The sequence below is a fragment of the Azospirillum canadense genome, from assembly GCF_025961225.1.
Classification (GTDB): Bacteria; Pseudomonadota; Alphaproteobacteria; order Azospirillales; family Azospirillaceae; genus Azospirillum; species Azospirillum canadense.
Genome location: NZ_JAOQNG010000006.1, coordinates 143,181 through 168,405, shown reverse-complemented (window position 1 = coordinate 168,405; position 25,225 = coordinate 143,181). Strand labels below are relative to the sequence as shown.

Sequence of the window (25,225 nt, the reverse complement as noted above, 5' to 3'; positions counted from 1 at the left end):
CGGATCATGACCGATGAGCCCCGTCGCGCAGTCCGATGGATAAGATGGTCCAGGGCTGCTCGACGAGGGCGTTCCAGGCGAAGCAGCCGTGATCGAGGATGTCCTGGTCGGGGGCGAAAATCCGGTTGGAGAGCCAGTTGTCGCGCATATCCTGCCAGATGTTCTCCACCGGGTTCAGCTCGGGCGATTTCGGCGGCAACGGCAGCAAGGTGATGGTGCCGAGGATCGGCAGCTTGGCCGAGGTGTGCCAGCCGGCATGATCGAGCAGCACGATGGCATGCGCGCCAGGCGCTACGGCGCAGACGATCTCCTGCAGATGCAGCGCCATCGCCGCGCTCGTGCAGCGCGGCAGCACCAAAGCCGCGCCCTTGTCCTGGGACAGGCAGATCGCCCCGAACAGAGAGGCCGAGCGCGTGCGCTGATCCCGCGGCGCGCCCAGCGGCGGGCGATCGTGTTCTTCTGGCCGGCGCGGCCGCGTCCTGCCACCCGATCTCTATGGGCTTGCCAGCCGCCTCGTGCGCCGCGACCTGCACCAGCAAGATGGGGAACTTTTTTGAACGCCGCGACGGCGTTGAAGCCGTCGCGCAATCCGGTGGGCCCTCGGCCCTCGGGCCAGGATATTTCGTGAAATTTTGGCTAGCGCGTTTGTTCGCATTTCCGGAAGCGGCTAAGACTTCTACCACGAAATTTCGGCTAGAGCGTTTGTTCGAATTTCCGAAAATTGCCAAGGCTCTTACCCTGTGTGCATTCTGGTAGGGGACAGGGCGATGCTGCACGACCTCAAAAAGCTTCAAGCTTTTCTGCAAAGGAAGAAAATAAAAAATTTCCAGAGGCGGTTGCCCTTCGGTGATTTGCTCACCGATCGCTGGGAAAACGCCAAAGAATGTGGCTTTGGCGAGGGAACATCATGCTACGACGGCGTCCTTATTTTGGGCGATGTCAAAGTTGGTAAGAACACGTGGATAGGTCCTGGCGTTGTTCTCGACGGCACGGCCGGTCTTATTATCGGTGATCATTGTGATATTTCTGCCGGTGTCCATATATATACGCACAACACGGTCCAGCGATGCATCACCATGGGGCAGCGCGACATGGAAAAAAAGCCGACGACCATTGGTAGCGGCGTTTACATCGGGCCGAACAGCGTCATAGAAATGGGAGTCACCATAGGCGACTCGGTAATTATTGGCGCAATGTCTCTTGTGAACAGAAATATTCCGTCAGGGAAAAAGGCTTGGGGTTGCCCTGCACGAATTGTTGGTGAAGAGATAAACCTCGAATTTGAAGCGGGCGACGAGGAGAGAGTCTCGTTCCTATAAGAGTCTGCCCCGAAAGATTATTTCCTGGTGGCGCGAAACGAACAGGGGGTTACGTTCTACAAGGGACGTTGGCGCGCTGCGGGGGATGGATGTCTCTCCTGGGCCATTGACCTGAAGCTCGCTCGGGCCGACCGGCGTTGGCTGGAGGAGCTCGCCCATGCGCTCCCGCTCCCCCTTGTCCCGGATGGTCGCATCATACATCAGAGCCCAAGTTGTCAGTGGTGGGTGAGTGCTGGGCCATCCGCAAACTCGGTGCACAGGCACAGCTTGAGTGGCTCCAATCAGGCGGCTTGGAGGACGCGATGCCGTCGCAGGTCGAAGTCGCCGCGGCCGTTCATCGCGCGCTTGGTCGTGTTCAGTTTGCTGATCTGCTGCTCGACCGGCCCGGTGCTCCAGGGCAACGACAACGCCGCGCACACCGCCGCCAGATCGCGCTTGAGGGCCGCAACGAAGGCGCATTCGGTCGCCTCGATCGCGTCGTCATCGGCCACCACCAGCCATGCCGCCCTCCGCCGTGAGGGTGTTCGCCAGGAGGCCGTCCCGCCGGATGGCGCCGCGGCGATTGCCTGACGCCGTGGGCGGGCCCAGTCCCGCACCACGCTGCGCTGCCCGGCGAAACCATGGACGCGGGCCTCCCGCCACAGCCGCGCGGCGTTGTGGCAACCCTCGTCCCCGTGCCGGGACAGGTAGTCGCTGAACGGAGCGAGCACACTGTCTTTGGCCGGCTGATTCCAGGACGGCGGTTGTCCGGCACTGACAGCCAGAGCCGCCCCGTCTTGCGGTCGAGATCAAGCGTCTGGCGATGCGCGTCTGCGACCAGCCGCGGGCGTTCAGCGCGGCGACCTCGTCGTATTGGGCGAGCCGGGCGGCCCGGGTTGCCGCCCGCCGCCGCTCGCTGTGGGTTGCTGGTCGAGTTTTTGCAGCCGGTGGCCGCGCCGGCCTGTCGGTGGCGGCCGGGGCAACGGCCCGTTGGGCGGCGGCCCGAAGGTCGCGCTGGTGACCGGTGAGCACCTCGCCCAGCGCATCGCCGAGATTGCGCAACAGATGCCAACGGCCTGCGACCTGGATCGCGTCCGGCGCACCCTGGCGAATGCCAACGGCGTAGGCGCCGGCCCGGTCACGGGCAACGATCTCCACGCCGGGGTGCGCCTTGAGCCACGCGGCAGTATCGGCCTGACGGTCGGGCAGCAGATCAATGGGGCGTTGCGTTCGAGATCGACAACGATGGTGCCGTAGCGCTTGCCCCGGCGCCACGCTCAGTCATCGATCCCGATGATCCGGGCGTCGGGGCCGGCACTACGGGCACCGCGCGGATCAAGCGCAGCAGCGTGTCGCCGCTGACCGGCATGGCGAGCCGGGTGGCCAACCGAGCGCCGGGCTCGCTGCCGGCGCGCAGCGGAAACGGCGGACCTGCAGATGGATTTCGCCGACCCGGCCCGGCCACGGCAGGTCGCTCAAGTGCCGGGTGTACCGGCTGTGGACGCGCACGGAGGGGCGACGGCACAGCGGACAGGTCGCCTTTGGGGCCCGCATCGCCTCAAGGGAAACCCGATCGACGACAAGGCCGGCTGGGAGCAACAAAACCAGCGATTTCGACACGGAAACTGGCGCTCTGAAGGGAAGATTGTCCCTTCCATGTGCTTGTATGACTTCCACTCATCGGGCCGTCTCCTGGGAGGATGGTTGGCCTGATGGCCGGGAGAGGGTCGCCGCGTTGTGCTCGAAGCGCTGTCTTCGGGAATGAGATTGGCGCCCTCGCCCGGTGCTTCTTGCCCGGACGGTATCCGGCGGTGTCGTGACGCGGGGGCGGATGACCGCCCCGATCGGGGCGGTCATCCGCGCATGGACAAGCAGGGGCACGAGCACCGGCTCCGAGGCTTCCGGCCGAACCGCGAGGGGAGTGCCATGCAATGTGTCGGCATTGACATCGCGTCGGAAACCCACGTCTTCGCCGTACTGGGCGAGGATGGCACGGTCCTGGTCAAGCCCAAGCCGATTGCCGAAGACGCCGCCGGCCATGGCGCGTTGCTGGCCGCACTGGCCCCGCCGGGTGAGGCGCTGGTGGTCATGGAGGCGACCGGGCATTATTGGAAGACCCTGTTCGCCGTGCTGGCGGCCCAGGGCTACGACGTCGCTCTGATCAACCCGCTGCGCACCCACCGCTTCCACGGCGAGAGCCTGGAGCGCACCAAGACCGATGCCATCGACGCCGTCGGCCTGGCCCGCTTTGGGCGGGAAAAACGCCCGTCGCCGACCCGATTGGGAAGCCGGGCCAGCGAGGAGCTGCGGGAGTTGGTTCGCCATCGCGACCGGCTGCGCCAGGACTTCGACGACCGCGTCCGCCAGCTCCACCGGCTGGTCGACCTTGGTTTCCCGGAATTGCGCCGTTACGTCCGCAGCCTCGACAGCATGCTGGCCACCGCCATCCTGGCGGAATACCCCACCGCCGAAGCCGTCGCCAAGGCCACGCCCCGCCGTCTCGCCACGCTGCGCTACGATGGCCGCCATGCCGTCGGAAACGAGTTGGCTGACCAGCTCATCGCCGCGGCCAAGCGCTCGGTCGGCCAGCACCACGGCCCCGCCGACCGCGTCCAGGTCCGCGACATCGGTCAGGATCTCGACCTGCGGCGCCGCCGCTTGGCCGAGCGTGACGATGACATCGCCCGCCTGCTCGACGAGCACGAGGTCGGCACGCTGCTGACCTCCATCGACGGCATCGGCCCCGGCACCGCCGCCCGCCTCATCGCCGAACTCGGCGACCCCGCCCGCTTCGCCAGTGCGGCGGCCCTGGCCGCCTATGTCGGCGTGATCCCGGCGCTGCGCCAGTCCGGCAAGCGCCGCCCCACCCGCGCCGGCATCACCCCCATCGGCAACGCCCGCCTGCGCACCGCCTTGTGGATGCCAACCCTCACCGCCGTCCGACGCAACCCTTGGCTCAAAGCCTTCAACGACCGCCGGCGCGCGCAGGGAAAGCCGCCCAAGCTCGCCCTCGTCGCCGCCATGCGAAAGCTCCTCGTCGCCATCTACGCCGTTGCCAAGGCTTGAAAACCCTTCGAGCCAAAGCTTGCCGCCTGAAAAAAGCGCTTGCTCAGCGTGACGGTATCTCATTCCGGCGCTGATCCGCATCCGCCATGCATCGAGTTTGCGGATGGCCCCAGTCGGACCAAGCGCAGCACCGATGCCCTGGCGCTGCTCGACCTCCTCGACCGGTCATGCGAGCCTCCGTGTCCAGACGGCCCATGCCCCCATCAAAGCGCTAAGCTTGCGGTGAAGATATGTTGACCGGAGGCGTCACCTCGTAAATCTAGGTGTCGCCGCGAGCGAAAACTGACCTCTTGCTTTACAGGCCCGAAACGCCAGCCAAAGCCGCATAGGCTTGGCTGGCACTGTTCATCCGGAGAACTGCGTGGCTCTGGAATTGGCGGTGCGCGCTTCGTGCAGCAGCTGACGGACCAGACGGCGGTACATGCCGCGTGGTCGTAGCCCGATAAAGTGAACGACCATTGGCGAATGCCAGACCCAGCCGGTCGGCAGGCGGCCGAATAGGAAGCGGTTGAACTTGCGCAGCGAAAAGCGAACCGATCCGGCATCATACCGAAAGCCGCAGGCCCGCCACGTTGTCACCATCCACGACCGATCGTTGACTTTATGTAGTGGCTGCAGCCCCAAGAGGCCCATGGTGACGCCCAGAATCGGTTCGTCTGCATACTGCCCCGAAGCACCTTTGTGGATGTAAGACACACGGTCCCGGTCGTGCAGGTACAACTCATTGGCACGAGCAAAGAAGGAAGCGGCCGTTGGGGTCTTCTTGAAGAAAAACACGCCACTGTTCATCTGCACGATATAGTCGATTTCGAAGCGCGCGCAGACGGCGGCTATGTCGAGCTGATTCCAAAAACCATTGCGCCGACGCTCTCCGGCAACGGTGAAGTCATAGCCCTGCAAAGCGTCCCAGTAGAGATCGATGTCATGGCTGAGCAGCAGGCAATCAGCGTCCACGAACATTGTCTGATCGTACGGGCTCAAGGAGTAAACGCGCAACTTGTTGGCGCAACCGCTGTAGCGATCATCGTCGGGCAGCAGCACGCAATCATCGAAGAGCGCGCGCAGTTCCGCCGGCGGCGTGGTGCCGTGATCATGCATAAGACAGATGCGCCTTTTGGGATCGAAGCGTCGCAAGGACACCGCCAGGTTTGCCGCCATCGCCAAGTATTTCGGGTGACCGGTAGCAATGGTCAGATATCCTTGCGTGATCATAATCCAGTGTCTCCAGTTCCACTTCGGCGTTCAGGAAAAGATTAACCCTATCGATTTCTCAATGCAGACAAGCAGGCGGATTAACGCCAATGACGTCTGGCAGCCAGGCTGCCCCTACCCTCCCGACCCGCGATGCGCGCCCAGGCCGGCCGAAACGCGCCTTCTGCCGTGATTCAGGCGCTCCAACCTTTCGATCACGCCCGACCCATACTCCCGCCAATCACGGGTTGCCAACGTGCGCGCAACAACGCCCGTTGTTCCACCGCCGTCACCAGCTTGGGGATTCATGTTTCAGCTTAGGAAATCATGTTTTAGCTTGAGGTATTTGAGATAGACCGTGTCGCGGGCATACTTGCTCAGGATTCGGCCCACTTCTCCGTCGCGCCAAGCGCCATTTACGAGGAACCATTTGATCCACAGAAGCCAAGGATAAACATTCACCTTGACCCATGACGCCCGAATTCCATTGGCGGCCATGTCAGCCGCAGCCAGACGAGTGTAGAGATCTATTTTCCCGTAAAGCTCCTCAACGCTGTCACAGCTGTAATGAAAGATAGGTTCATGAATATTCGCAATTGTACCGCCATTGCACTGAATGGATTCATGAATAATTCGGCTTCCGCTGTGGCCCATTTTGGCACGCTGGAACAGCTTAATGGTGTAATCCGGAGCTTTGACGGGATAAAACGTGCGCACTCGTTTTCCAAGAAAGAACCATTCACGGCGGATGCTGTAGCCGTCCGGGGAACGGCCATCCAACATGAAATCGACAGCCTTCAGCTGGCGAATTTTCGCGAGCAGCGCAGGGGACAGAACCTCATCGGAGTCCAATGCAAGCACCCAGGGGTGAACACAACTTTTCTCAGCGAAAACACGTTGGTTGCAGAAATTGTCAAACGTGCGAACCAGAACTCTTGCTCCAAAGGAGTGAGCGATCGCGTGCGTCCGATCAGCACTTCCGGAGTCTACAATGACAATTTCATCAGCCACGCTCTGAACAGATTCCAGAACTTGCGCCAGTCGACGCTCGCTATTGAGTGTAAGAATGTACACGGAAAGCATATCAGTCATAACATTTCCCCTCGCAACACCCGTAGTCGTCAGCGGAACGCAGACATACAGCAAAATGGGCCAGTCTGTGTGGCGCGGCGCCGCATATCCGCGGGAAGAGAATGGCACCCTGCAATCACCCCGTCGGATCGATAATCTTTGAGGAGTTTAACAATCTTGTCCGCGGACTGCGATTTCCAAATCGATGCCCCTCCAACCTGGGAAATAAAGAATATATGGAACGGCTGTACAGACTTCTGGAACACGGGATAGGTCATGTCATCGATCACAAGATGGTTCATGGGCAGTTCTGGTCTGATGCCGCAGGCCGATGCCGCTTCTGCGATGTCTGGGCGCGCTTTGTCGTAGTTAATGAATGACACCGATTTTTCCTGCTCGGCCAGATACCCTGGAGAGGTCGCATTAACGGCCGTGGGTGCAAGGCTCCACCAAAGAACGCATTGGCTCACGAAGGACACCGCCAACAACGACGCTCCGAAAATCTTCCATGCCTTTGCGGAAATCGGACCTTCGCTATTGATATTTACGATCATTATCAACCCGATGAGCGGGATGATCAGCCCGGACTCGTAGAAATGCTTGAATCCTTGGACGGTGCCCAATGCACCGATGGACAGCAAACAGGCCAGCGTGATGGCGTTTCGTCGCACATCGCACCCGCTGACTTGTTTGCCCCGCAGCATTGTCACAACGGAGGAGGAAACCCCCACCAGCATGAAAACCAGGAACGCGGCGAAGAAAGCAAAGATGGCGATGTTTACCGCCATGAGCACCCAGCCAGGCACATCATTCGGTGGCAGCCATCGTTCTCCGCCATAAATGTTTTGATGGCGCAGATTCCAAAAATACGCGGCCGTCTTGATCGCGTTGTGAGCGTACGTGGCGAGGGTTTGTGCCGGGTTTGTGAACAGGTCCGACAGCGGCACCAATTGAAGCCGGCTGGCCTGCTCAAACGCGACATCACTTGGACAGGTGTTGCGCGCCATCCAGTAGGAATAGCCCGATGCGGCAAAATACAGGAGCGCGGATCCGCCCACCAGCCGCAGCTTTGTCGATTGAACAGCAACGAGAAAACTGGTCAGAATTAAAGGAAAGAAAAGCAAACTTTTGGGATGTTGCGCTATGGCCACGGATGCGATCAGCACAAATCCGGCTGTCAACGCACCTTGGCGCAGCAGGCTTTCCTGGCGTCCGAAATACAACGGAATCACCAACAAGAGAGAAAAGCACCACAGCAGCATGATCTCTGGGCGGCTGAGACTGACGATGTACGGCAGCACTCCAAGACCGAGATAGCCAAAGAATACAGATGCCAGAAGAAAGCGATCGATGCGGATCGACAGGCATTTTGGCAACGCCACGAGCATAACCGCGCACCAAGCCAGGAAACCGGCAATCCCATAGATGCGCAGCTTCATCGGCGAGCTGAGATCCTGAAAAAGAAATGCATCAAGCAGCCTGCTCGGAACCATAAAATACGGCACTTCCGTAACGAACGATGCTCCGCACTGCGGAAGCAGCGTAATATTCACAAAGCCGTCAATCAGATAGCGCGATTGCAGCAGCTTCCACGTCACTTCATCCGCATACACAGGAAGGAAGTAGCCAAGCGCCATGGTGGCGGTGAACGCGGTCAGTACGGACGCTGCGGCAATCTTTATCCAGATCCCTTTCAATGCCGTTGGTCGCGAGGCACGGGAATAAGTCGGCACAATGTCAGACATGATGGGGGTGCCTATGGAGTTGGTGATGGCCTTTCAGACTGACCTGCAGCGATGCGCGGGATGAGGCTTCTCGTTCTCGTTATCAGTGATTGGCAGGCGCGCTGGACACGGCGATGATGCCGCCAATGATGAGGATAAGCCCCAGCGCCTTTCGCAGCGTGAACGGTTCGCCGAACAGCAGTGATGCCGCGCAGGAGACGAGAATGAACGTAGAACTGACGAGTATGGGATAGGCGATGCTGAGAGGTTCTGAGGCGACAACCCGGAACCAGACCAACGCGGCCGCGAAATAAGTCACAAAGCCAATGGCAAAAAGGGGCTGGAACAGCAGGTTAACAAAATCCATAAAAACGGCCTGCATCGATGTTGGATGGAAGCCACCGCCGCGATCAATGCCGATGCGCATAAGCAGGTTTGCGCAAAGGGTAAAGAACGCGGTCGCAATGATGAGGTAAAAGCCAGTCACTGACATGACGTCTCCTTGGCTTCTTTTTGGCGGACATCACCGACGATTCGAGCCGGAACACCAGCGACGATGGCAAAGTCCGGCACATCGCGAGTCACCACGGCGCCGGCGCCAACCAGTGCGGACGTCCCGATGGTCACACCGGCGATAATGGTCGCGTTCGACCCGATCGACGCCCGAGCCTTGATGTGCGTGCGCTCCAGAGTCCAATCCTGCTCAGTTTGCGGGCGTCCGTCGTCGTTTGTGGCTCGCGGATAAAGGTCATTTGTGAACATGACCCCGTGTCCGATGAACACCTCATCATCAATCTCAACGCCTTCACAAATGAAGCTGTGAGATGAAATTTTGCAGCGTTCCCCAATGGACGCGTTCTTCTGGATCTCGACAAACGCCCCAATCTTGGTGCCGGCGCCGACCGTGCAGCCGTAGAGGTTCACCAGGTTTGGATGAAAGATTTTGACGGTGTCGTCGAGAGAAACATCGTCTTTGATGGGCATGGGAACCTCGTGCTTCAATGCGGGAAGGGGGACCGGATGTCCGGTCCGGGCGGCGGCGATTGTGGCCCCCTGGATGCGTGGCGGAGCATGGGACGGTCCGGCGGTATCTCGTGGATGCCGTCTGCGGTTCGCGCGTCGTGGAACGTGCCTTCCGCGACGCGGCTCTTGCGCTCGTTCTCGATGAGGTAGCGGGGGCGTTGGCGGGCTTCATCGAGTGCGCGCCACAGATACTCGCCCAGCATCCCGAGCATCAGCATCTGAACCCCGCCAACCACCAGAACGATGACCATAAGCGAGGACCAGCCTTCGGCGGGATGGCCGAAAACGGCGTTCATGACGATGACCATGGCGTAGATCAGGCCAAGGAGGGCCGTTGCCACGCCCACGGACAGCATCAGGCGGATGGGAAGAAAGCTGAACGCCGCCACAGAATCGACGACGAGCTTGACCTTCTTCGCCAAGCTCCACCCCGACGTTCCGTGCAGGCGTGCTTCCTTATCGTAATGGATTTGCGTCTGCCGGAAGCCCATCCAGGTGATCAGGGCCAAAAGGCTGGTGTTGCGTTCATTGAACTGACGCAAGGCATCGGCCACGGCGCGGTCCAACAAGAAAAAGTCCGCGCCGTTCGGCGGCATATCGGCAAGGCCAACGACCCGGCGCATGAGCCAATAGTAGAGGCGAGAGAACGCCAACCTGGATCGGTTCTCGCCCTTGCGTTGGCTGCGAACCGCCCAAACGACTTGGGCCCCATCGCGCCAGCGGTCGACCAAGGCGGGAATGGTCTCCGGAGGATCCTGCAGGTCCGCCGCCATGATGATGACGCACTGCCCCTGGGCTCGATCCAACCCACAGGCGATGGCGGTGTGCGATCCAAAGTTGCGGGACAGGCGGAGGACGTGGACGTTGGCGGACGTATCCGCGAGCTCCGAGGCAACGCGGAAGGTGTCGTCGGATGAATGATCATCGACAATCACCAGCTCCCACGTCAGGGCCGTGGCCGCGAAGGCGTTGCGCAGCCTGTGATAAGCAACGGGGAGGTTGCGCTGCTCATTGTACGCCGGCATGACGATGGACACCATGGGGGGCGGCGCGCCGTCGCGCGCAGTGGGGAGGCAAGGCGGGCTCATATCCATGGCAGCACCTCCCTTTTGCAGGCATCATACAGCGCCTCAGCCACCCGATGCTGGTCACGGGTCTCCATTTGTGCGTAGAGCGGCAGCAGAATGCAGCGGTCCTGCGCGCGCTCCGACTCACCAAGGGGCAGCCGCAGCGCCGTTTGCGCATAAGGCGCCTCGCGGTGTGCGCAGACAATTCCGCGCCGCGTGGCGACGCCGTGGTCGAGCAGCTTCTGCATGGTGGTCCGCTGATCAACGCCGTCCGGAAGGCGGACGCAGTAACTTTGCCAGTTCGAGCGGGCCCACGACGGCTCGGTCGGCAACACCAAACCGGGAATGACGGCCAAAACCTCTTGGTACGCAGCGGCGCGCTCGCGGCGTTTGTCCACGATGTCCGGCAGGCGCTCGAGTTGCTTGCGGCCAATAGCCGCCTGCACATCGGTCATGCGGTAGTTGTACCCGAGAACCGGGTAGCTTTCGAAAACGACCTCCTGCGCGCCGTGCCGGGCAACATCGGACACGCTCATGCCGTGTTGGCGCCAGAGGCGAAACATTTTGTCCCATTCGGGATTGTCAGTGACGATCATCCCGCCGTCGCCGGTCGTGATCACCTTACGCGGATGGAAGGAAAAGCAGGCGATGTCGCCGTGCGGCCGCCCAATCCGCTGCCACTCGTCGTTGATCAGGATTTCCGATCCGGCCGCGCAGGCGGCATCTTCGATGAGGGCAAGGCCGCGCTCCCGTGCGATCGCCCCCAGGCGCGAGAGGTCGCAGGGCATGCCCATCTGGTGCACGCACAAGATGGCGCGCGTTCGGGGACCAATGCTGGCCTCGACCAGCGCCGGGTCAAGGTTGAAGGTGGCCGGATCGATGTCGACGAAGACCGGCTCCGCGCCGCAGTAGCGCACGGCGTTGGCCGTCGCCACAAACGAGTGGCTCGGCACGATGACTTCATCGCCCGCGGTGACGCCGACGGCCAAGAGAGCGAGATGGAGTGCCGTCGTGCAGTTCGATACGGCGCACGCGTGCGTGGCTCCCATCGCCGCGGCGAACGCCTGCTCAAAGGCGGCCACCTGCGGGCCTTGCGTGAGCCAGCCCGACAGCACCACCTCGCGCGCCGCCTCGGCCTCCGCGTCTCCCAGGACGGGCTTGGCGATCGGGATCATGGCGCGGCCTCAGCCAGCACCGAAAGCCGCTCGCGGCCCCACCATTCCACGAGCGCGCGCAGACCTTTATCAAGGTCGACACTGGCTTCAAACCCGAGAAGACGTGCCGCGTTGTGCGTTCCCGCCTGGCGGCGCGGAACTGGATTGATTTTGCGCTCCGCGGCAAACTCCAAGTCAAGCTCCGGCTTGCCCATCACGACGGCCAGCCTCTTCGCGAGCTGCGCGAGGCTGACTTCCGTGCCGCTGCCCACGTTGAACACGTCGTCGTGCGCGGGGCTTTTGGCGGCCAGGATGTTGGCTCGAGCAACGTCTGTGACGTGGATGAGATCCATGGTCTGGCTGCCGTCTCCGAAGATGATGGGCGACTGTCCGGCCGCGATGCGCTCCATCCAGCGGATGAGGACCTCAGTGTATTTCCCATGAATATCCATGCGCGGCCCATAAACATTGAAGTAACGCAACGCCACGTAATTCAAGCCATACATGTCGTTGAACGACCGCAAAAGCCCCTCGTTGAACAGCTTCGCGGCGCCATACAGGGTGCGATTGTCGTAGGGGTGATGATTCTCATCGGTTGGAAACGCGGTCGCCATGCCATAGATCGAGGCCGAGGACGCCGCCACGACCTTTTCGATACCATGCTCCGCACACATGGTCAGAAGGTCGAAAGACGCTTCCGCCATGACCTCGAAAGCAAGGCGAGGTTCGGCGGCACAATGCGTGATCCGCAAAGCCGCTTGGTGGAAAACGATGTCGGCTTCGGCAACCAACCGCCCCATCGTGGTCCGGTCCCGGATGTCGCCCTCGACGAGTTCGACGGGCCCTTGAGCGATGGCGCGCGCCAGATTCTGCGGGCAACCGCGCACCATGTTGTCGACGACGACAATCTTGTGGCAGCGCTCCTCAACCAGCAAGTCGACAATGTGCGACCCGACGAACCCGGCGCCACCCGTCACGAGGATGGATTTGCCTTCGAGATTTGCCATAAGCCGTTCTCCTTTGTTGACGTTGGCGGAGGCGCCTGCACGGTGCGCCTCCGCCAACGTTGCCCCCTGCATGCACTTTTTGATGACCGGCGAACGGTGGACGCCCCGCGTCAGGCCGGCTGTTCCACGCAGACGTCGAAAAGAGCGTCACAAACACGGACAAGCTGCTCGCGAGCCAGCTCGGGATACAGAGGCAAGGACAGAGTTTGCGCCGCGAATTGCTCCGTCACCGACAAATCGCCAACGACTTTGACGGCCTCGGCGTAGGCGGGCTGGCGATGCACCGGCACTGGGTAATGAACGCCGGTGGCGATCCCCGCCTTGAGAAGCCGGTCGCGAACATCATCGCGCTCCGCGACGCGGATTGCGTACACGTAATACACGTGACGCCGGCCAGGCGCCTCCTCAGGAGTGCGCACCCCTGCGGTCCCAAGCCTGGCGTTGTAGAAGGCGGCGTGCTGGCGCCGCGCGTCGTTCCACGCATCCAGATGCCTGAGTTTCACGCGCAGCACCGCACCTTGAATGCCTTCCATCCGGTAATTGTAGCCTTGCAGAACGTGGTTGTAGCGCCCCATCTGGCCCCAGTCTCGAAGCATCTTGATCTTGTCGGCGAGCGCGCTGTCGCTGGTGACAATGGCGCCGGCCTCACCACACGCGCCAAGATTTTTGCTTGGGTAAAAGCTGAAGCACGCCATGTCCCCGAGGCCGCCGGCGCGGGCGCCGTAGTACTCCGCGCCCTGCGCCTGGGCGGCATCCTCGATCACCAAAAGGCCATGCGCGCGGGCAATCGCACGAATGGCGTCCATTTCGGCGGTCTGGCCATGCAAATGAACGGGCAGAATGGCGCGCGTGCGCGGCGTAATGGCCTTCTCAAGAAGCGCCGGATCGAGGGTGCCGGTGCGCGGATCGACGTCGATGAGAACCGGTGTGGCGCCCGTGTAGAGGATGGCGGCGACGGTCGCCACGAACGTCATGGAAACCGTAATGACTTCCGTCCCCGGCCCCGCGCCAGCGGCGAGCAAAGCCAAATGGAGCGCCGAGGTTCCGGAGTTCACGGCGATGGCGTGCTGAGCACCGCAGTAGGCGGCAAACTCGTTTTCAAACGCCGTCACCTCATCACCGAGGGTGTATTGCGCGCTCGCCAATACGTTCAGAACCGCTTGATCGATATCGTCCTTGATGGAGCGATACTGAGCGAGGAGATCGATCAGGGGAATCATGATGCAATCCTGGTGAGTTGGAGATCAATTGGCTGACCGCGCTGTGCCATGGACCACGAGGCGGCCTCGAGCAGGCGCACGATCCGCAGTCCGGTAGGCCCATCCGTGATGGGCGTGTTTTGCGTTTCGATGCAGTCGATGAAATGCTGCGCTTCGATGCGCAGTGCCTCCTGAGCCGGAAGTTGCGGGGCCCACATGTCCCCGCTCCGGTAGCCGATCAGAAGCTGGTGCAGCTGGTCAGTGTCTTCGGCGACGGTGACGCCTTTGTCGTACACCTTGACCTTTTCACTGATCTGCAGATCGTCGTACACGATCATCTTCTTGCTGCCGCCAATGTGCAGCTGGCGGACTTTAACGGGAGCGAGCCAATTCACGTTGACATGGGCAATTGTGCCTTGATCAAAAAACAGCGTGAGGGTCGCCATGCTTTCGGGGCTGCCACGGACATGCGAGGCGCCGCTGGCGGAAAGGGCCGTCACTGAAGGGCCCAACAGATGGTCGATGATGGTCAGATCATGGACGGCCAGGTCCCAAATGACGTTTACGTCTCTTTGAAACAGACCCAGATTTACTCGCAAAGAGTCGTAATAATGGATATGCCCAATATCCCCGCCTGCGATAAGCTGTTTGATTTTTCTGACCGCAGGGGTGTAAATAAACGTGTGATCGACCATAAGGATCAAGTTGCGTTTCGCCGCTTCATCGATCAGCCGCGCCGCCTGGTCGGATGTCTCGGTCATGGGCTTTTCGACTAGGACGTGCTTGCCATTTTGCAAAGCGGCGAGGGCAATGGGGTAGTGCGATGACACCGGCGTTGCGACGACAACCGCATCGATGGCGGGGTTGCGCACAAGCTCTCGATAGTTCGTGGTTGTATCCACGGTGGGCATCCGGCGGCTTATTCCCTGCAACCGGTCTTGCGACAAGTCGCATACGGCGGCAACCCGCGCGCCATCCACATCGGAAAAATTTCTGATGAGGTTAGGCCCCCAATAGCCGCATCCGACAATTCCGACGTTAATCATGATGCGAACAATCCCCTCGGCAAGAGTTAATAGACAGTTATGGCGAATTGTCGGCGTGTTGTTATCCGGTGACGACACCTCTGTTCCTTGAAGGACAGAGGCGCGGACTTCGGCAGACGCCAATCTTCACCTGGAAGAGTCTTTGGTAAGCAACAGCCGGCACGAATCACGCGCTTCGAAAACGTCGAAGCACAGCAGACAAAAGGCACAATGCGGTCTAAGCTCTTTCTATGCTGAACTTAGTCTAGCGCGCATGCGGCGCCGACGAAGCGGGCACGGCCGAGGATGATCTCAATCACAAGAGCAACATCCCCAGAAACCATGTGTAGCAGTGTCGCAAAGTTGTTCCCATGCAGCTACCCCATTTTTGGGGTTAATCCAGTGGACAGAATCGAAGAGAGGTTGCAGGCCTTGGCGAGCCGGAAGGTCAATAACTATCGTCAGAAGTCCCAGAGGCTTTGGGCCTATTGGGCGCATCCAGCCGACCGTTGGCAATCTTTGCCCCAGCATCGATACGGAAAGGCTCCCCTCCGACGGGATGTTTCCGGCTTCTGATGGCGTCCCCGGGCACCTCCGGGCATTCCATGGCGCGCGCCTAACGCTTGGCTGAAGTGTCTGCGACGCCATCAGCATCTGCCAGGCGGTGGTTCCATAGATGCTGTGCGGCCTCGCCTGAAGGTTGGCGGGCACTCGATGCAGAGTGTGCGCAGCTGGCGGAAGCGACACCCCACACAGGCTGCTGAGACAGCGACGGCCTGCTCCTTCTCGGGCAAGAAGGATGGCCTCGCTGCCGGAAATTTATCGAAGACACGCTTCCATCGGAGCCCGGGAACCGCCTGCGCCCCCTGCGGGTGTCCGATTTTTTGAGGCGGCCATTGGAAACCCGGCGCTATGCCCTTGCCGAGGGCTGTTCGGCAAACGCGCGGACGGCGGACCGCGTCGCCCGGTGGACGCCGGTGGTGGCCTGTGTCCGTCAACGGCCGTCCATCGCGGAGTGCCCGCTCGCAACGGGAAGCGCCGCAGCTAGCCGCCTTTATGCACCGGAGTGAGGCGCGGCCAGGCCACCGAGCGGAGATGTTCAGCGTGGGGTTGCAGGGGCATGCGCCCTCAGTCGCCGCGCTGCTGGCGGCGTGAGGTCGGTGGAGTTGGCGGTGGACGGGAGTGGGTGACGGCTGGGGCACGCTGCCCCGGTGTTCAAGTGATCAGCCGCGGCAGACGGCCGAGGGCGAGATGGATGATCGCCTGATCGGGGGCGCTGGTCGGCAGGTGGACCTTGATCTGCGTCTTCATCTCCACGATCCGCGCGGCGATCTTCACCAAACGCAGACGCAAGGTGTCGAACTGCACCGTGCGCCAGCGGGAGCGTTTGGGCATCAGTGAGCGCAGGCTCCACAGCAGCCAGTACGCCCCGGCGTGCAGAAAGAGGCGGAACTGGTTGGCCATCGCCTTGGTGCAGGAGGTGCGGTCGGCGGCGAGGTGGGCCTTCCACGCTTTGATGTGGTTCTCGGCCTGTCCCCTCGCGCAGTACAAAACCTCGTACAGCCAGCGTCCCGTGCCATGGCGCAGGTTGGTGACGATGAAGCGGGTGTCGGTGCCCTGGCCTCCGGCCTCGACGCGCGCGACGATGCGCCTCACCCGGCTCCAGGTGCTGGCGCCGTCATAGAATTCCTTGAAGCGGCGCACCTTGTCGGCTCCGGGCGTGGCCTGGAAGCGGGCGGCGGTGCTGGCCTCCAACGTGGTGACGTGACGGCGCAAGGTGCGGCTGGTCGGCAGGCCCAGCACGTAGTCGATCCTCTCGGCCTCGCACCAGTCCAGCACCTCCGGGCAGGCGTAGTGGCCGTCGGCGCGCAGCAGGATCTCGGTGTGCGGCCAGTTCGCCCGAATGGCGCGCAGCAGGCGGCGCAGGAAGGCCCGGACCTCGGTGCCTTTGGGCCGCTTGGCCGGGCGCAGCACGGCGGTGACGAAGCGGCCGTCGCCATCGAACACGACGAAGGGCTGGAAGCCATACTCGTCGTAATAGGCGTTGAACAGGCGCAACTGCTGGCCGCCATGCACCGCGTCGAAGGTGTCGTCCACATCCAGCACGATGCGCTTGGGCACGTGGCGGAACGACGCGCAGTAGAGATCAACCATGGCCCGGCCCATGCGCAGCAAGGCACGGGTATCCGGCAGGTTCTCCAGGCGCGAGATGGTGGCTTGCGAGCACAGGTCGCGCTCGGACGGCAGCCGCTCCAGGGCCATTTTGAACAGCGGATCGGAGCGCAGACTGTCGGCATCGTTGCCGTCCTCGTAGCCCGCCGCGATGGCCAGCAGGCGGAAGCCGATGATGTCAGCCAACGGATGCACGGTGCGCGCGGGATCGCGCGGATGATCGTGCCCCGAGGCGTGGTGTCTGAGGGGGCCTCTGTGCTCTTCGGCGGGTTGAGGCCGCCGGTCTACTCCGCTGCGATGGACAGCGGATCAGGGGTGTGAGGGTGGCACAGCTCGGCCAGGCTTTCCATGGTCATGTAGCGCCGGGCCACCGCCCATTCATCATGCTGCTCCAGCAGCAAGGCGCCGACGAGGCGCACAACCGCCCCTTCGCCAGGGAAGATGCCGACGACGTTGGTGCGCCGCTTGATCTCGCCATTCAGCCGCTCCAGAGGATTCGTGCTGTGCAATTTGGTGCGCAGGTCCTTGGGGTACTTCATGTAGGCCAGCACGTCGAACTCCGCCTCGTCCATCAGCGCCGCCAGCTTGGAAAAGCGCGGCCGCAGGCTGTCGGCCACCCGGCGCCACTGCTCATGCGCCGCCTCAGCGGTCTCCTGGGCAAAGGCGGTGCGAATGGTGGCCGCGACCATCGTCTGGTGCGCCTTGCCGACGCAGGCGAGGAGATTCCTCATGCAATGAACACGACAGCGTTGAAGTGTGGCGCCCAGCACCTTGGAAGCGGCGGCCTTCAGCCCGAGATGCGCATCGGCGATCACCAGCTTTACGCCGCGTAGGCCCCGGCGGGTGAGGGTGCGCAGGAAATCGGTCCAGAAGGTCTCGGCTTCCGACAGCCCGAGGCCGAGCCCCAGCACCTCGCGCCGGCCATCGCTGTTGACGCCGATGGCCAGTATGGCGGCGAGCGAGACGATGCGGCCGTCCTGGCGCACTTTCACGTAGGTCGCATCCAGCCACACAAAGGGCCAGTCGCCTTCCAGCGGCCGGTTCAGGAACGCCTGCACGCGCTCGTCGATGTCCTGGCACAGGCGGCTGACCTGGCTCTTGGAGATGCCGGTCATGCCCATCGCCTTGACCAGATCATCGACGTTGCGCGTCGAGATGCCCTGCACGTAGGCCTCCTGAATCACCGCGATTAGCGCCTTCTCCGCGGTGCGGCGCGGCTCCAGGAAGGCCGGGAAGTAGGAGCCGCGCCGCAGCTTGGGGATGCGCAGGTCGATGGCCCCGGCGCGCGTCTCCCAGGTCCGCTCCCGGTAGCCGTTGCGCTTGGTCTGGCGGTCCTCGCTGCGTTCGCCATACCCGGCGCCGCACAGGCTCTCCACCTCCAGCTCCATCAGGCGCTGGGCGGCGAAGCCGACCATCTCGCGCAGAAAGTCGGCATCGGCGCTCTTCCCAATCAGCTCCTGAAGAGCGATCCTGTCCTCGGTCATCGTGGTCTCCGTCTTGGTTGATGGTCGTTAAGCAACCTCAACTTAGCCGAAGAACACGGTGACCGCCGCTCCCGAACGGCCGGCCCGCCTGCGCCAGCTATGGGGGAGCGCTCCGGCGGGCCAGCCTCACGCCTCAGACACCACGCGGTGGGACGCGATCGCGCGGATCCTCGATACAGGCGGCCAGCCGTTCGGCCACGCGTAGCCGCTGTTCGACCTCGCGCAGAACCAGCAGCCCACCATCGGAGGACAAGCGGCCGCCATCAAAGCGCCCGATCACCGGCTTTCCAGCCAGGGGTGACAGACCGGGCAGCGTCGGCGTAGGATCAACCATGGCGGGTGGGCGCTCCGAAAACGGCAGGAGTTGGCGTCAGCACCCAAATCCTACGGCCGCTCATCGGATACCGCTACACCCGCCAACCCTCGTGAATTTTCCCGGCTAGGGCGCGGGGCTCTCCACGCGGCGCGGTGTCCAACGATTGCGGACCGCGCGAATGAGGGTTGCCTCCGGCCCTGCGGGCCGGCCCGCGAGAAGCCACAGAGCCAACAGGACAATGGCGAACACCACCGCCCCGAAGCCGACGTTGCCGAACAGCAGGGCGGCCGAAGCCACCGCGTCGGTGCCAGCCAAAATGGGGCCGCCGTTGATGATCAGCAACGCTCCTGTCATGGCAACGCTGGCCAACGCCGTGCGCCCAACAGAAGCGGCAATGCCCGGGAGAACGCCGGGCAAATGCCGTTCCATCTGAAAGAGAAAGACAATCCCCTCCAGTCCGGCACCGATCCCAAGCGCCCATGCTCCCCCCGCAAGACCGAACGTCCCGATGCCCACCATGAGACACGCCAGCCGCATCGGTGTTGCGGCCACCGCGATCCACGCCGTAACGTCTGGGCGGCCCAGCGTGAGCAGCGCCACCGCGCCGATTTCGCTCGCCACATGGAAAATGACAAACATCCCGAGAATCCGGATGACCGGCACGGCTTCGGACCAATTCGGGCCAAGGGCCAAGTGAACAAGAGGGGCAGCCACCAAACTCAGACCAAGGGCGGCCGGCAACACGAGAAGGCAAACCGCCGAGAAGGATTCCACGACGCTGTCCGACACGTTCCGGCCTGCATTGTGCATGGCTGAGAAGCCTGGCAGCAAGGCGCGGCAGATAGGCTGAACCAACTCGCTGGTGGTGAGGCTGGAGATTTCCGTGCCAAGCCGAAAGACGCCGACCTGCGTCATTCCCAAGCAACGTCCGATGACGAAGGCATCGGCCTGATCACGCAGAAAGCCGGCAACACTGGCAACCCAGATCCACACGGAAAAGTTAATCAGTCTCCTCCACGCTATCAGCGTAAAGCGCGGGCGATAGGGATGCATCCTGTAGCTCATGACCACACGAACCACGCGCGAGGCGGAGATGCCGGCCACCAGCGCCCAATGGCTGTGGGTTGCCAGAGCGCAGACAAGCGTCACGAGGAAGGTTGACACGCGGGCTGTCATGAACAGGACCACCTCGCGGTCGAACGCCAGGTCTTTGCGGAAAGCGACGGTGCCGATGTTCTCAAAACCTTGCAGCGCCGCCCCCGCGGCGATCACGAAGAGAACGGCCGTCAGCCGGTCGTCGGCGAAGAAGCTCGCGACGACGGGGGCGCTCGCCGCAACGATCAGTCCCGTCAAAACGCCGCGAATCACTGTCATGGTAAACGCCGTATCGTAAAGATCACGATTCACGCCGTTTTCGCGGATGAGCGCCAGCTGCAGTCCGATCATTCCAAGCGCTTCGACCGCGCCCGCGATGGTCGTGGCGAGGGCGACCAGGCCAAAATCATCCGGCAGCAGCAATCGCGCCATCACGAGCATGCTGACGATGCCAACACCGCGGCTGGCCAAGCGCAGGAAAATCATCCAGCCAGCACCGATTGCAACCTTCTGTTTCAGCTTGCTGTCAGACACGGGGTCAAACCTCTCGAAACGTTGCGATTCTCTGACACGCGTCGCACAGCCCGCGCGCGAAAGGTTGCGTTCTGCCGTGAGGGCCCAAGGATGCGGATCAAAGCGTTAGGCAAGGCGAGGTTTTATCCGCCCGCTCTTCGTGCCGTTGTGCCGAGTTTGCGCATCAACACAGCTTCCGCAAGCAGGATGAAAGTCGGACTGACAAAAACCTGAGCATCGTGTTTTGGTGCTATTACGTGTATTACGTGTATGACAACGCACAATGCGGACGCGCCGTATGACCGTTACGTCCTGGCCGGCGCCGCTGCCAAGGGCTTGCCCGGGCTGCGGGCGGTGACTGGCTGTCCCTCCACGATGCAGCGCAGCGATGCCGCTGCCGCGCAGAGCACGTAAAAGAACTCGAAGTAAGCAAGGCTGAGCGCCGCGCCCGTGACGGTGTACACCAGCACGCTCAAGCGCAGAGCGCCGGCCAAATGAAAGGCCCAGGCAAGCTCTGGCTGCCCCCTCGTGAGGCCCCGCACCCTAGACAAGCTCCGCACTACCGTGACGATGACGCCAACGAAAAGGAAAAGCCCAGTGAAACCCAAGTCGCCCAGAACCTCAAAAAAGATACTGTGCGCGGCCATCGCCCTGGACAGTGGCTCCGGAGTGGGGATGAAATCAAGAAGATGGAATTTCTGGCTGTACATATGCCAGAAATAACCGGTCTGGACGGCCCGAAATCCGCCGCCAGCCAGGGGGTGATCAAGCGCAATCAGTGTGCTGATCTTCCACGCGACCACCCGCCCCATAAAGGACGAGTCCTCGCCGGCGTCCTGAATCGTGTTCATGCGCTCGAACCAAGAGTCGGGAGTGATCAGCAGCAACAGCCCGGCGAGCGCGGCCAAGGCGACCAAGTTGGCAATCTTGCGCCGGGTTGTCATGATGTAGCTGAACGTGATCACCAGCAGACCGATGAAGCCCCCTCGTGAGTAGGTGCCGATGACGGACACCGTGCACAGCAGCAGGGTGCCGAAAAGCGCCAGTTTGACGCACTTTTCCTCACTGTAGCGATAGAGGTAACCGATCACCGGGATCACCATCAAGATTGCGCCGGCGAAATGGTTGTTGTCGCCAAGAAGCGGGACTTCGGGCTTGTACGCCCCCCCAGACACGATGACCTTCAAACCTTCATTGAGGCCGTTGTACCCGATGCTGAGCGCTATGATCAAAAGCAACATGTGCAAGCGCAGCCGTGTGTTGATGAGTGCGGTCAGCACCAGGAACAGCAGCACCGTCTTGACCAGTCGATCGTAGATCTCCCAGCCGGCGTCAGGCACGACGCCTCCGCTCATCATGGACACCCCGCCGAGCAGCACGAGCCCGATCAGCATATAGGCTGTGCTGCCCAGGCGGATGACGGCGCCTTGTCGATTGAGCAACAGGGCAAGCACGGTGATGCCCGCCGCAAGCTTATTGAGCGGCACCCCGCCCATGAAGCTGTACAGATAGGTCGACGGCGTCAGCAGGGCCGTCCACGTCCACAGCAAGCTCCCAATGTACGCGTGCGCAAACGCCCAGGGCAGCGTGGCAACCATACAGCACAAAAAGACAATATCACGCATCGACTCAATCCATTGCGGGCGCGGGCAGAGGGCAACCGGCGGGTCAGGGGCGGCCTTTCCGGGGTGGGCCGCTCCGCCGCGTGGACCGTGGGCGCTCGGTTTCGGTCTGGACGGTGGCGTTGGCAACGGTGAAGCGGAACAGCCCCACCGTTCCGGCCTCCTTGTCACGGCGGTCGTTGCGGCCAAACCAGTAGATGCAAACGACAAGGGCGGAGAAGTTAGCGAACAGCGGCATCCACTCCATGCGGGCCTCCAGAGTCAGTGGACTGGCGTGGTACGATCGCCCACGTGGGATCGGTGGCGAAGGTCATGGCGGTGTCCTGGCGCAGCCGGTTATAGGCCGCCGCGGCGCCGTCCACGCCCTGGTCCGCGGCGACCGCCAACATCGCCAATGAGACGGCGACGTAGCCCGTTGGCGCATTCGGGAATCCTTCGGTGATGGCGCCTGAGCAGCCACGCACCTCGGGCCAATTCAGCCGGTGCAGCTCTCCCCAGTCGGCAATGAACCGGTTGTCGGGCCCGCGAATTTTGATGTAGTAGGCCGGAGCCTGCGCCCGGCAATACCCGTGCGCTTCGTGCGTCCACCGCCCCACCGTGGCGCGGCTCAGCCATCGAAAATACTCCGCGGCCAGCGGTTCGCCGGTCTCGGCCAGCCAACCGATCACGATCGCGAGGAAGTCGTTTTGCCACGGGCCGGTGACGCCAATGGCGTCGTTCTTTTCCACCCAGCCAAGCGGAGAGGTCGCAAGCCGGTCCGGATTGCGGGGGTAGGTGTTCACATACCATCCGAGATTGTTGGCCAGAATGCGCGCGAAATATCCCTTCATGGGATGACGATCGGGCAGCGCATGCGCCGCTTCGCCCAGTCCGCGCAGCCCCCAGGCTTGACCTCGGATTTGCTCATCGGTGAGCAGCCCCAAGCCGCCTCCACGATACTCCGGTCGGTGGACGCCTACGGTCCAGTTGGCCCAGAACATCAGCTCATCAAGGTAGTATTTGTCGCCTGTGACCAAGTAGGGAACGTAAGCAAGCGAGGGCTGGTGCGACACATCGGGCGCCCACGGCGTGTCCGCGTTGCTCATCGCAGGGATGGCATCCGGGCCTGGCTGGCCCGGCACCAGGAACAGATTAGGGTGCCTTTCCAAGCTGATGGGCTGATCGGTCTGGCGATCGCGGAAATGGATGGGCGCGCCGCCGCCGGCGTCGGCGTTGGCCAGCATCAAGGCCTTGGCTCGACGGTCTTGGGTCAGGAGGTACAGCGCCGTCCAGCGCGGCAGCGGGCCGATGTCGCTGCGCCCACCGGTCATCGGCATGTAGGTCGTGATGGTTGCGGCGCCCATTGGGCCGGTGTCGGCGCGCGCCAGAGCTTGCTCCTCGGCAGCCAGCACCGCTTCTGGAATGGCAACCCGTGTGTTGTAGTTCCAGACCGCCCGGCTTTTGAACAGGTAGGGGGCGTTGTGCCGAACATGGACGGTCGGGGCCTCTCCCGCCCAACGAACCGTGTGCCATCGCGCGTGGTGATAGTGCGTCACGTTCCGGATGCGGAACGCTTCGGCACCGTCCAGCAGAAGCGCCATGTCGTAGGAGAGATTGCCGGCGCCCGGTTCGTGGGTCCAGGCGTTCTCAACCGTCGTGTCGACACGGACCGCCCGGACGCCGGCGTACGCACGGACGGCAAAGCGCGCCGTGAGCTGCGGATGGGGAGTGCCCGTAGCCTCCTCGACAAATGGCACCGTCTGCGTGGTTTCCGACACGACCGAACCGCTGAGCCACGCGTGTGCGGTGTCGCCCGCCTTGGCCGACGCGACGAAACGGCGTGACGGCTGCCATTCCTGCAAAACGGATGCGCGCAGGTGCGCTTGACCGGTGTAGAGAAAACGCACCCGGAAGGCTCGCCCGGGCTGTTCGCGGGTTGTGACCCACAGGTTTTCGTAACCGCCGCCCTCTCCGAGCTTGTAAGCGCGGAAGCTGCGGCCTTGATTGATGAGAGTGAGAAAGGTTTCGGCAATCCGGCGCAGGGTCGGATGGGCCCCACCCGCCATATCGGGCGAAATGGTCAATGTGTAGCGGTCCTCCGGCGCGTCACCGAGCGCGATGGTCACTTGTTCTCCGGTCAAGAACGGGACGCCCGGTGTGAGACCGGCTCGGTTGCCGAAGGTGATCAGGCTCACTTGTGCGGCGTAGACACTGGCCACCGCCTCAATCTTGGTGTCCGGTGTCGGTACCGCTGTGCCCGTGCCGCCGGCCGGCGTGCCCACGAAGAAATTGACGATTTCTCGTCCGTGCGCCGGCAGAGAGGGGAGCACGGTGGAGAGCACGGCAAAGCGCAGCGACTCATCAGCAAAAGTGGCCGGTTGATCGATCTGCACCGGCAGCGATCCACCGCGGCTGTCCTCCGCGATGAGAGACGCTCCCTTGGGGACGTCGCCCGCGCGAAAGGGCTGCCCGACCGTGAGCGGTACGTGGCGCTGTGCTTGGGAACCTCCCACCGCTTCGATGCACGTCAAGGCCTTTGGCGCACACACAGGAGGCGTGGCATAAACGGGCGGCGCTTCGGCCGCCGGAAGGGCTGCGGGTTGTGCTTTCACCTGGGGTGCCGCCGTTATCTTGGGGGGCGGCAGGACAACAATCTCTCCATCCGCGTTGCGCCGCACCACCGGCGGCTTTCCTGGGGCGGGCGGCAACTGCTGCGCCGACACCCCGCTCGCCACCAGCATGGCGAGACCAACGGCAAGCCCCAGCACACTCAGAAGGCGGACGTGCCGACGCTCGGTCGTAGAGGTGGTCGCGGTGCCCAAAGGCGCGATCTTTCGCGGTCGCGCGCCGTGGGCTTCCGGTGGTCGACGACGGGCACACCCATACCAGAGGGTCAGCAGGCTGTCCCAAGAGGTGCCGTGATCGTGATCGATGGCGGTCATAACACAGCGACGCCTTTCCTTGCGGAATCCCCCGCTCCGTGGACAGGCGGGAGCGCAGCGGAGTTCGCCGCGGATCAGCATGCTGCCGCGCACTACCTCGATCATTCGGTAATGTGGTAAGGATTTCTGCTAATTTGTGTTAATCCATTTGCTGAAAGCCGCCCCAGACGGCTTAGTGGGCAAGGAGGGGAACGTCGGCAAACCTCAGGGCCCGCGAATGGCCGCGCCTTCGTCCGTTTTTCCCTTTTTGGGTAACTCTTTTTGCGCAATCTACCCA

17 protein-coding genes and 4 pseudogenes are annotated in these 25,225 nt (G+C 62.4%); 2 read left to right on the top strand and 19 right to left on the bottom strand.

Translation table 11 applies throughout. The features are described from left to right. Positions 1–4: 4 nt before the first annotated feature. Positions 5–570 (bottom strand): annotated as a pseudogene (locus M2351_RS27485) (transposase); the annotation flags it as partial. 197 nt (positions 571–767) lie between these two features. Between M2351_RS27485 and M2351_RS27480 the strand changes: the two are divergent. Next, positions 768–1,319 carry an acyltransferase gene (locus M2351_RS27480; RefSeq protein WP_264659228.1) on the top strand — a complete coding sequence of 184 codons (552 nt, stop codon included), beginning with the start codon at positions 768–770 and terminating at the stop codon, positions 1,317–1,319. Between the two features lie 281 nt (positions 1,320–1,600). Here M2351_RS27480 and M2351_RS27475 read toward each other — a convergent pair. Next, a pseudogene (locus tag M2351_RS27475) lies at positions 1,601–2,966 on the bottom strand (ISL3 family transposase). A 258-nt stretch (positions 2,967–3,224) separates the two neighbouring features. Between M2351_RS27475 and M2351_RS27470 the strand changes: the two are divergent. After that, a complete protein-coding gene (locus M2351_RS27470) occupies positions 3,225–4,364 on the top strand; it encodes an IS110 family RNA-guided transposase (RefSeq protein ID WP_264659227.1) in 1,140 nt (379 codons plus the stop codon). Positions 4,365–4,709: 345 nt separating this feature from the next. Here M2351_RS27470 and M2351_RS27465 read toward each other — a convergent pair whose 3' ends face one another. The 17 genes and pseudogenes from M2351_RS27465 to M2351_RS27385 form a co-directional block, all read right to left on the bottom strand. Next, positions 4,710–5,576: a glycosyltransferase family protein gene (locus M2351_RS27465; protein WP_264659226.1), complete on the bottom strand. Its 867-nt coding sequence runs from the start codon at positions 5,574–5,576 to the stop codon at positions 4,710–4,712. A 291-nt stretch (positions 5,577–5,867) separates the two neighbouring features. Then, complete coding sequence (locus tag M2351_RS27460; RefSeq protein ID WP_264659225.1) at positions 5,868–6,647, bottom strand: glycosyltransferase family 2 protein; 780 nt, start codon at positions 6,645–6,647, stop codon at positions 5,868–5,870. A 29-nt stretch (positions 6,648–6,676) separates the two neighbouring features. Then, positions 6,677–8,371, bottom strand: a complete 1,695-nt coding sequence (locus M2351_RS27455; RefSeq protein ID WP_264659224.1) for a hypothetical protein — start codon at positions 8,369–8,371, stop codon at positions 6,677–6,679. A gap of 82 nt (positions 8,372–8,453) precedes the next feature. Continuing rightward, on the bottom strand, positions 8,454–8,843 hold the full coding sequence (locus tag M2351_RS27450) for a DMT family transporter (protein WP_264659223.1): 390 nt from the start codon (positions 8,841–8,843) through the stop codon (positions 8,454–8,456). Beyond that, positions 8,834–9,334, bottom strand: a complete 501-nt coding sequence (locus M2351_RS27445; RefSeq protein ID WP_264659222.1) for an acyltransferase — start codon at positions 9,332–9,334, stop codon at positions 8,834–8,836. The genes M2351_RS27450 and M2351_RS27445 overlap by 10 nt, the downstream gene beginning before the upstream one ends. Positions 9,335–9,348: 14 nt before the next feature. Further along, positions 9,349–10,467: a glycosyltransferase family 2 protein gene (locus M2351_RS27440; protein ID WP_264659221.1), complete on the bottom strand. Its 1,119-nt coding sequence runs from the start codon at positions 10,465–10,467 to the stop codon at positions 9,349–9,351. Then, positions 10,458–11,615, bottom strand: coding sequence for a DegT/DnrJ/EryC1/StrS family aminotransferase (locus tag M2351_RS27435; protein WP_264659220.1), 1,158 nt, complete (start codon positions 11,613–11,615; stop codon positions 10,458–10,460). The genes M2351_RS27440 and M2351_RS27435 overlap by 10 nt, the downstream gene beginning before the upstream one ends. Beyond that, positions 11,612–12,601 (bottom strand): NAD-dependent epimerase/dehydratase family protein, encoded by a 990-nt coding sequence (locus tag M2351_RS27430; RefSeq protein WP_264659219.1) that lies wholly within the window; start codon positions 12,599–12,601, stop codon positions 11,612–11,614. The genes M2351_RS27435 and M2351_RS27430 overlap by 4 nt, the downstream gene beginning before the upstream one ends. A gap of 110 nt (positions 12,602–12,711) precedes the next feature. Further along, entirely contained in the window at positions 12,712–13,821 is a 1,110-nt protein-coding gene (locus tag M2351_RS27425; protein WP_264659218.1) for a DegT/DnrJ/EryC1/StrS family aminotransferase, read from the bottom strand. After that, positions 13,818–14,924 carry a Gfo/Idh/MocA family protein gene (locus M2351_RS27420; protein WP_264659217.1) on the bottom strand — a complete coding sequence of 369 codons (1,107 nt, stop codon included), beginning with the start codon at positions 14,922–14,924 and terminating at the stop codon, positions 13,818–13,820. The genes M2351_RS27425 and M2351_RS27420 overlap by 4 nt, the downstream gene beginning before the upstream one ends. Positions 14,925–16,040: 1,116 nt before the next feature. After that, positions 16,041–17,219: pseudogene (locus M2351_RS27415) on the bottom strand (IS1380 family transposase); the annotation flags it as partial. Between the two features lie 62 nt (positions 17,220–17,281). After that, complete coding sequence (locus tag M2351_RS27410; protein ID WP_264654291.1) at positions 17,282–18,481, bottom strand: IS256 family transposase; 1,200 nt, start codon at positions 18,479–18,481, stop codon at positions 17,282–17,284. 157 nt (positions 18,482–18,638) lie between these two features. Next, positions 18,639–18,815 (bottom strand): annotated as a pseudogene (locus M2351_RS27405) (transposase); the annotation flags it as partial. Positions 18,816–18,920: 105 nt separating this feature from the next. After that, entirely contained in the window at positions 18,921–20,426 is a 1,506-nt protein-coding gene (locus M2351_RS27400) for an oligosaccharide flippase family protein (protein WP_264659216.1), read from the bottom strand. A 284-nt stretch (positions 20,427–20,710) separates the two neighbouring features. After that, positions 20,711–22,030: a putative O-glycosylation ligase, exosortase A system-associated gene (locus M2351_RS27395; RefSeq protein ID WP_264659215.1), complete on the bottom strand. Its 1,320-nt coding sequence runs from the start codon at positions 22,028–22,030 to the stop codon at positions 20,711–20,713. Positions 22,031–22,073: 43 nt separating this feature from the next. Beyond that, complete coding sequence (locus tag M2351_RS27390) at positions 22,074–22,265, bottom strand: hypothetical protein (RefSeq protein WP_264659214.1); 192 nt, start codon at positions 22,263–22,265, stop codon at positions 22,074–22,076. Further along, on the bottom strand, positions 22,249–24,948 hold the full coding sequence (locus M2351_RS27385; protein ID WP_264659213.1) for a hypothetical protein: 2,700 nt from the start codon (positions 24,946–24,948) through the stop codon (positions 22,249–22,251). Before M2351_RS27385 ends, M2351_RS27390 begins: the two co-directional genes overlap by 17 nt. Between the last annotated feature and the right edge of the window lie 277 nt (positions 24,949–25,225).

Bases quoted from the DNA above. Each gene is read 5' to 3' on its own strand.
- M2351_RS27480 (WP_264659228.1), top strand. From the start codon at position 768: ATGCTGCACGACCTCAAAAAGCTTCAAGCTTTTCTGCAAAGGAAGAAA.
- M2351_RS27470 (WP_264659227.1), top strand. From the start codon at position 3,225: ATGCAATGTGTCGGCATTGACATCGCGTCGGAAACCCACGTCTTCGCC.
- M2351_RS27465 (WP_264659226.1), bottom strand. From the start codon at position 5,576: ATGATCACGCAAGGATATCTGACCATTGCTACCGGTCACCCGAAATAC.
- M2351_RS27460 (WP_264659225.1), bottom strand. From the start codon at position 6,647: ATGACTGATATGCTTTCCGTGTACATTCTTACACTCAATAGCGAGCGT.
- M2351_RS27455 (WP_264659224.1), bottom strand. From the start codon at position 8,371: ATGTCTGACATTGTGCCGACTTATTCCCGTGCCTCGCGACCAACGGCA.
- M2351_RS27450 (WP_264659223.1), bottom strand. From the start codon at position 8,843: ATGTCAGTGACTGGCTTTTACCTCATCATTGCGACCGCGTTCTTTACC.
- M2351_RS27445 (WP_264659222.1), bottom strand. From the start codon at position 9,334: ATGCCCATCAAAGACGATGTTTCTCTCGACGACACCGTCAAAATCTTT.
- M2351_RS27440 (WP_264659221.1), bottom strand. From the start codon at position 10,467: ATGGATATGAGCCCGCCTTGCCTCCCCACTGCGCGCGACGGCGCGCCG.
- M2351_RS27435 (WP_264659220.1), bottom strand. From the start codon at position 11,615: ATGATCCCGATCGCCAAGCCCGTCCTGGGAGACGCGGAGGCCGAGGCG.
- M2351_RS27430 (WP_264659219.1), bottom strand. From the start codon at position 12,601: ATGGCAAATCTCGAAGGCAAATCCATCCTCGTGACGGGTGGCGCCGGG.
- M2351_RS27425 (WP_264659218.1), bottom strand. From the start codon at position 13,821: ATGATTCCCCTGATCGATCTCCTCGCTCAGTATCGCTCCATCAAGGAC.
- M2351_RS27410 (WP_264654291.1), bottom strand. From the start codon at position 18,481: ATGACCGAGGACAGGATCGCTCTTCAGGAGCTGATTGGGAAGAGCGCC.
- M2351_RS27395 (WP_264659215.1), bottom strand. From the start codon at position 22,030: ATGCGTGATATTGTCTTTTTGTGCTGTATGGTTGCCACGCTGCCCTGG.
- M2351_RS27390 (WP_264659214.1), bottom strand. From the start codon at position 22,265: ATGCCGCTGTTCGCTAACTTCTCCGCCCTTGTCGTTTGCATCTACTGG.
- M2351_RS27385 (WP_264659213.1), bottom strand. From the start codon at position 24,948: ATGACCGCCATCGATCACGATCACGGCACCTCTTGGGACAGCCTGCTG.